Source organism: Escherichia sp. E1130, assembly GCF_005781065.1.
GTDB lineage: Bacteria > Pseudomonadota > Gammaproteobacteria > Enterobacterales > Enterobacteriaceae > Escherichia.
Map to the genome: position 1 here is coordinate 1 of NZ_VATL01000051.1, position 6589 is coordinate 6589.

At 50.4% G+C, this 6589-nt stretch carries 5 protein-coding genes; all 5 read right to left on the reverse strand.

All coding sequences use genetic code 11. From position 1 onward, the window contains the following. Positions 1–510: tail fiber domain-containing protein (locus FEK66_RS24690; protein WP_138211636.1), on the reverse strand; the 510-nt coding region annotated here is incomplete at its 3' end. 9 nt (positions 511–519) lie between these two features. Next, on the reverse strand, positions 520–801 hold the full coding sequence (locus FEK66_RS24695) for a hypothetical protein (RefSeq protein WP_089559700.1): 282 nt from the start codon (positions 799–801) through the stop codon (positions 520–522). After that, a complete protein-coding gene (locus tag FEK66_RS24700) occupies positions 798–3200 on the reverse strand; it encodes a prophage tail fiber N-terminal domain-containing protein (protein WP_135493959.1) in 2403 nt (800 codons plus the stop codon). The genes FEK66_RS24695 and FEK66_RS24700 overlap by 4 nt, the downstream gene beginning before the upstream one ends. A gap of 64 nt (positions 3201–3264) precedes the next feature. Continuing rightward, on the reverse strand, positions 3265–3864 hold the full coding sequence (locus tag FEK66_RS24705; protein ID WP_135493961.1) for an Ail/Lom family outer membrane beta-barrel protein: 600 nt from the start codon (positions 3862–3864) through the stop codon (positions 3265–3267). 67 nt (positions 3865–3931) lie between these two features. Continuing rightward, positions 3932–6589, reverse strand: a 2658-nt coding sequence (locus tag FEK66_RS24710) for a host specificity protein J (RefSeq protein ID WP_171023581.1), incomplete at its 5' end; no start/stop codon positions are given.

Here is a 6589-nt window from a genome sequence, read left to right on the forward strand (position 1 = left end):
CTGAGGGGCAATTTCTCCTAATTCCTCGGCAATCAACCCGTAGAATCCCCAGTCACGCCTGTCATTTTCGCATTGCGACCTGTACCACACAGGGCGCATCTTGAAAATGAGATCGGCGTGCTCTGAATCTATCGTCTCTACTGAATGTTTATAGCGAATAGACGATGTTGACCGCAGTACAGACGAAATTGCGGGGTCAGGATTAAGATAAAGGTTTGCCGCCGCTGTAGTCGTGGCCAAATTCCATAAATAAAACGCTTCTCGACCTGTCAGCGGGTAAAAATCACCGCCATAACGACCGCTTTCCAGATCGTTCGCTTCCACTTTGTTTTTCAGCTTATTATCAACTTCAGTTTTTGTGTATCTGGTGCTGATATCCTGCTTTGCACTGGTCATATCAATCTGAAGCGTTGATACTTTTCCGTTAATTGAGGAAATATCTTCCTTAGTTTTACTGACATCTCCCTTTAGCGTGGTGATATCTCCTGGAATTACTGTCGATGTAGCCATTTTTCTTCCTCACATCCAGCCACGAAGTTGATGCTCAACAGCAACCGCGTATTCATCGAATAATGACGATATTTGCGAATCATTAATGATGCGCACGTTTACAAAATATCCGTCTTCCTTAACACATACCGGTTCGCCATCTTCAGTCAGTTCTCCGGTTTCTTTGTACACGTTACCTATCACGTCAATAAGAATATCATCCTGCATCGTCTCGTCGTCATAATAGCCAGTGCTATCCATAAAGGCCGAAAAGTCGGCCCTGTCTGCAAATTTGAGTGTTAAATCTTTCATTTAATACTCTCCCCCATTTGTGCCTCAGTTAATTCTTTATGCCAAATGCGTAAATTTTTCACATGACCGAACAGGTGTCTGTTGCCACTGGATGATTGTCCACCGATATTAATATTACCGGCAGTATAACGTTGCAATGTATGCAGAGACGGGGAGCTGCTACCTAAAATTCCATCAACAACAACCTGCAACTGTTTATCTTCTGTAAACTTAAAGCCAGTAACAAATTTCCTTTTCTCTCTATTCCCATATGCTTTATATTCTGTTTTTGTTCCTTTGCCATTGGTGATAATTAGCCTTTTACCACGAGTGGTAAAACCAAAATACATATAACTTTCATCAGAAACTTCAGTCGTCGCCCCTGTAATTGAGATATTAAGCAAACGCGCAGAGCCTTCTAAATTAGGCATTTCAGAATCCCAATTAACATTAACTTCCATGAGAACACTAATTGGTGGAGTTGCCCAGTTGAAAGGTATAGGTATGATTACCTGGTCACTTGCTCTCGTGGCACCGACCTCTGTTGTGATGATAAAAGATGAGGCGTTTAGTCCCTTTTCGAATTGAGGGGTTGTTAACATTAATTTATCGCCAGACTTGATTGATCGTTGATGTGCTCCAAACTCAAAACGCCCATACATATTTTTGGCTTCTGGTGATTTGTAGGTAAACTCAACACGAATCCATCCATTAGACTCTCTGAATATGTTATAAGTTGCCGCCTCACCTCCAGAATAACTCAACATATCGCCAGTCTCGCAATCAATATATGCGCCAGCGGTCAGTGTGTTACTTGAGCCATCGTCGTTAACATATGATATTCTTGGACGCAACGTGATAATACCATCCCCACTTACTTTTTTAACTCTGCAGGATAAAGTAACTGATTCATTTGCCGAAACTGAAATAACCCTGGTATATCCAGTAGAAATTAATGTCGCCCTTTCAGTTGTGGATGTTTCTTTAACGCCAAACAAACCATAACTGAAACCATACTCATCAACTCCCGTGGTAATAGTTAAGTTAGCAGTGTCATAGTTCCACGATGCTGGTGTATTCGTATAAGAAAAAGTATTCGTTCTCTGACCTTCAATGAGCAGACCATCTTTTTCAAAACGTGGTTCATTTATCACTGATTCAGCAAAACACCCAGACTTATCTATATACGTTGCAGTTGACGCCCTGGTAAATGAAACAACCTTTTCAGACGGCAATGTAATAACATCGTCACCAACTGTGATGCTCTTATACCCAGGAGCAAACCCGGTAATCATATCCAGTGAATCGTTAAACGGTATCCACACATCAGGCAGCGGCTGTAAGACATATTTATACGGCTCTGCTGCCTGGCTTGCATACTCTCTGGCTGCGTCTTCACTTTCTTTAGCTGCCGTCTGGCTTGCAGCGGATGCTTTCGCCGAGTTCGCCGCTGCAGTCTCGCTTGTCTTTGCATTGGTTTCACTGGTTTTTGCTGCTTTTTGGCTGTTGGCTGATGCAGTGGCAGAAGCAGCCGCCGCGCTTGCAGAACCAGCTGCGGCACTCTCGCTTTGGGCTGCTGCATCCTGACTGTTTTTCGCCGCAGTTTCGCTGGCTTTGGCATTTGTTTCGCTGGTCTTCGCTGCCGCCTGGCTGGACTTTGCGTTTGTTTCGCTCGTTTTCGCGGCTTTCTGGCTGTTAGCCGCAGCTGTTGCTGATCCAGCTGCTGAAGTCGCCGAACCAGCTGCAGCATTCTCGCTTTCGGCTGCTGCATCCTGACTGCTTTTCGCCGCAGTTTCACTGGCTTTGGCATTTGTTTCGCTGGTCTTCGCTGCCGTCTGGCTGGACTTTGCGTTGGTTTCGCTCGTCTTTGCGGCTGTCTCGCTGTTTTTCGCGTTGGTTTCTGATTTTTTGGCTGCTGTCGCGGAGTTTGCCGATGCAGTCTGTGAGGTCGCTGCCGCCTGTGCGCTGTTAGCTGCATTCGTTTCTGAGGTTTTCGCCGCATTTTTCGATGATGCCGCTGCAGTTTCGGATTTCTTTGCCGCCGCTGCGCTCTGAGAGGCGGCTTCGGCGTTGCGTGCCGCTTCTTCCACCATTTCCTCAAAACGACGCAATGCCTCAGGCATGACATCATCTTCCGTCATGGCACCGAGAAAATCATTCAGCGTACCTGGTCTGGAACCTTCATAGACGGTAATGATCCCGGCATGTGAAGGCGGAAAACCTTCAACCAGCAGGGTGACGCTGTACTGGCCATACTCAACATCCATGCTGTAACGCCCGGCTTCATCCGGATTTTCAGAGGCTACCGTGTTCACCAGTACCGTGGTGCTGTTACGCTTTGCCTTCAGTTGAATAGTGCAGTTCTGTATTGGTTTTCCCGCACCATCTTTCAGCACACCTGAGATTTTTACTGCTGCCATATCCACTCCACAAAAAAGCCCGCCTGAACCGGCGGGCTGTCATAACACTGTGTTACCTGGCTAATCAGAATTTATAACCGACACCCACGATGAAACCGTCAGTGCGCCAGTCGCCACTGCCGGAACCTTCATAAGCAAGGTCAATGGCCATGGATTCGGTCGGGTTAAACTGCACGCCAGCCCCCCACGCCAGAGACGTGTTGCTGTGGCGACCGCCATCACTTCCGGTCAGCACATCGTGCGTTTTCCCCTTGTTGTCAGTTACGCGGAGATAATCCCCGGAGAACGTCGAAACACGGCTGTAAGCCACACCCGCCATCGCATAAGCACTGAACCATTCATTCACGCGTACAGACGGCCCCGCCATCACGCTGAACCAGCGGTTACGCACTGAATCTTCATGCCAGCGGGTATCGCTGTAACGGGTAATCTGGCGATTCTTGTCTCCTGCATAGCTGAATGACGTCACCAGCCCCAGCGTGTCCGTAAATTCATAACGGTATTTCACGTTAATGCCCTTCAGGTCATCGTTGCCGGGCATATCAGTATGGGACTGAAGATACCCGCCGCTTAGAGTGGACTGATGCTCTGCTGCACTCGCTGGCGTACCAGCGGCGACCAGCCAGACTACTGCAGACAGAATAACAGCACATAATTTACGCATAATTACCTCTCGCTTTTCTGCAATAAAAAAGGCGCCATTTCTGGCGCCCGTATTGGGGTTATAAAATTCAACTGATACTGATACCGGCTGTTGATTTCTTCATCACGACAACAAGAAGGTCGCTGATACTGGTCGTTGGCGTCCAGTTATTAGCACCATATGAAGAAACATTGAAAGTCAGGGTGACATGACCGTGTCCGGCAGGCATATCAATGACGGATGAAAATACCCTGCTGACATCCGTCGCGGGTTGCTGAAAGATTTCCTGTCCGTTCTTCAGCACCTGCAGCTTACAGGTTGAATACCAGTATGACTGTTGGTTGTTGCTGTTGAAGTTTTCATGCTTACCACCGCGAAACAGAACAGGTGGGATTACTATCTGACGGTCAAAAGCCTGGTCATCGTACACCGTGACCGTTATTGTACCGCTGGCATAACTGCTATTTCTCGGAAAGGCTTTTCCCACCGTTTTGACAATATCACCTTCAATCTGGTTGGCAGACAGTTTTCCCAGAATCTGACAGTTCTGGTTAATCGTGACATTATTGAGCGTCCCGGAGTTCGCATTCACGTTACCGCTGATATCGGCATTTTTCGCCGTCAGCCGCCCGTCCGGTGTCAGGGAAAATACCGGAGGATTGCCGCCGCTGGTAATGGTGGGAGCCGTCAGATATTTCAGGAACACTTCATTCATAAATATCTGATCGCCCTGACCAACAAACATCGGCTTTGTGTTGCCATTCGCAGGATTAATCATCGCAATCCTGTCCGCCGCCAGCAGCACCTGACTCTGCATACCGTCAGGGGTGTTCTCAATACCGGCACCAATACCCGCGATATAAAGGCGTCCGTCCTGCATCTGCTGCAGCTTCACAGCCCACATGCTGTTCAGGTTATTATTTGTATCAACCTGAACCTTCTGTATCTGCAGGATTGCCGCACTCTGGTCTTCCAGTTTCTTATTGACGGTCTGCGTGATTTCATTGCTGACATCCGTAATGGACATCCTGATTTCAGCCAGGTCAGGCGCAAGCTGACCATTATCAATCTGCGTCCACAGCTCCTGAGCCAGATGGGTTTTCCCTATCTCTCCTTTGAAAAAATCCAGATAGCCGGATGCATCATCACTCGGCTGGCCAACAGCCTCCACAAATGCCGATTTGCCAACGGTGTTCACACTGCGAACGTAAAAATAATAATCATGGCCCGGTTTGATATTGATACTGGCGGCTATCCAGTACAGCGCCGTGCCAAGATAGCGGGCTGTGGTTTCAACCTGCCTGATATCGGTAATCCGCTTTTCCGAGAACCAGAATTCAAACTGTACCGTCGGGTCATAAACGGCAAGATGCGGCGTTGCGGTTATCTGAAAATAGCCCGGCGTCAGATCAATCCTCGACGGTGCTGCCGGTGCGGCAATCCGGAACGATACCGACGCCGGATCGCCCTGCTGCCCCCACGCATTTACCGCCCGGACTGTCAGCCTGTAGTTCCCCAGCGCCAGTTGCGTGAAGCGGTATGTGGTTTCCGTCGTCCGGGCCGTGCTGACCAGCCGCTCACTGCCGTCGTCCGCTGTTACGGTCAGACGGAGCAGGAAGCTCACGCCCTTCACCACCTTCGGTGTGTCCCATCGCGCCAGCACCTGATATTCCCCGCTGTCTGCAGTGACTTCTGCGGTCAGGTGCTGCACCGCTGGCGGCGTGACACCATTCACCGTGCCACTCTGGTCGCCGTCAAAGTGCGCCCCGTTATCCACGATGGCTTCTTTTTCCGGTACATGCTGCACGGCGGTGATGGCATACGTGCCGTCGTCGTTCTCACGGATACTCACGCAGCGGAACAGGCGCTGGCGCAGCGTCGGCAGCTTCAGCCCCCATACGCTGTATTCAGCAACACCGTCAGGAACACGGCTCACTTTTACCTTCACGCCGTCGGTGACGGACTGAACCTCCACGCTGACCGGATTGCCACTTCCGTCAACCAGGCTTATCAGCGTGGTACCGGAGGATGGCAGCGTGATTTCACGGTCGAGCGTCAGCGTCCGGGTCTGGCTGTTCACCGCCAGCACGCGACCACCGATGCTGATACCGGCATAGTCATCATCACAGATTTCAATGACATCGCCCGGTACATGGCGAAGCCCTTCTGCGCCCACGCTGAAGTCCACGGTCTGTGTCTCCAGCAGCTCCGTTTTAATCAGCCACAGCCCGGCGCGGTGTGCCTGCCCCCGGCTGGTACAGCCAAAGGCATCCATTTTCGTGACGTTACGACCGTAACGGAGAATGGCCTGCGTGTCCTCCACAAGCTCTGTTGCCGTCTCCCAGCCGTTATCCGGGTCAATCCAGTTCACTTCAACGGCATTATGGCGGTCCTTCAGGGCGCTGAAGCTGTAGCGGAACGGCGCACCATCATCCGGCATCACCACATTACTGCGGTTATAGGTCCATACCTTATCCGACGGTCGGTCCTGCACGAACGTCAGCGTCTGCCCGTTCCATACCGGCATACAGCGCATCGCCGAGCAGAAATCACTGAGAACATCCCACGCCTTACGCTGTGTGGTCAGGTAAGCGTTACAGGTGATGCGCGGCTCCGTGCCGCCAAAACCGTCCGGCACCGACTGGTCGCAATACTGGCCGATGACATACAGCGCCCATTTGTCCACATCCGCCGCACCAAGACGTTTCCCCATGCCGTAGCGCGGGTGGGTCAGCATATCCCACAG